The 932-nt window shown below is 57.9% G+C and carries 1 protein-coding gene; it reads right to left on the bottom strand.

Annotation, left to right across the window (positions count from 1 at the left end; translation table 11 throughout):
* Positions 1–51: 51 nt before the first annotated feature.
* Positions 52–756 carry a class I SAM-dependent methyltransferase gene (locus tag NW838_RS04750; protein ID WP_414427593.1) on the bottom strand — a complete coding sequence of 235 codons (705 nt, stop codon included), beginning with the start codon at positions 754–756 and terminating at the stop codon, positions 52–54.
* Positions 757–932 lie beyond the last annotated feature (176 nt).

Here is a 932-nt window from a genome sequence, read left to right on the forward strand (position 1 = left end):
AGGGCTACTGAAAGCCCGCTCCGTACCGCTTAGCGGTCGGAGCCGGGTAGTTTACGAGATAGGCTTTTCGGCTGCAAGTCGCACAAAGCGATTTTGGTTGTAGATCTTCTGAGCAACCACTGCGAAACCCACCTTCTCGAGCAACCACACCAGGTCTTCGGCGCTGAAGCGATTGTGCTCGTAGAAGTGGGTAAACTGATCCAGCAGCGTTTCCAAAGGCGTGTCCGACTGGAAGAGTTGGGCCTCTGTATCGGCATCGAAGTAGAGGCTGAGCGGGGCGCGCACCCAATCCACCAGCAAAAATCGCCCCCCCGGCTTGAGTAGACGCAACACCTCCTGCAACAAGCGCAAGGGCTGCACCATCTCGTGCAACACCACCACTGCCTGAGCTGCATCGATGCTGTTGGCCGCAAGCGGCAAGTGAGGGTCGTGCAGGTCGGCCTGCAGCAAATGGACTCCAGGGATCCCCTTCAAATCTGCCGCCGCTCGCTCCAACATGTAGGGCATCACATCCACCCCGATGAAGTGTCCTCCGGGATAGCGTTGCGCCCACTGACCCAGAGCAAACCCCGGCCCGGTTCCCAGATCCAACAAGCGCGGTGCAGGAGGCAGACAGGGCTCGATGTGCATCTGCCAGAACTGCCAAAACGCCTCGTTAAAGCGCCCAGGAGCTGTTGCCAGCATGCGCTCGCAGAAGCTGGGGCCACGGTGGTGCTGGTAGAGAAGCTGAAAGGTATCGAGGCCGGTCTGGGGCATGGCTGAAGATTGTTGAGAAAATTGCTAGAGGGATCACCAGAATTCGCTGATGGGCTGAAAAGAGCATCGGGGGATCCCCAAAAGTAAGGCCTAATGTCGGCCTAACGAGCAGTGGGAGCGCTGGAAAAGTTGGCAATGCCGGTCTCCAGGTCGCTAAAGCAGGTCAATACCTTTTC

Source organism: Synechococcus sp. R55.2 (genome assembly GCF_047462075.1).
Taxonomy (GTDB): domain Bacteria; phylum Cyanobacteriota; class Cyanobacteriia; order Thermostichales; family Thermostichaceae; genus Thermostichus.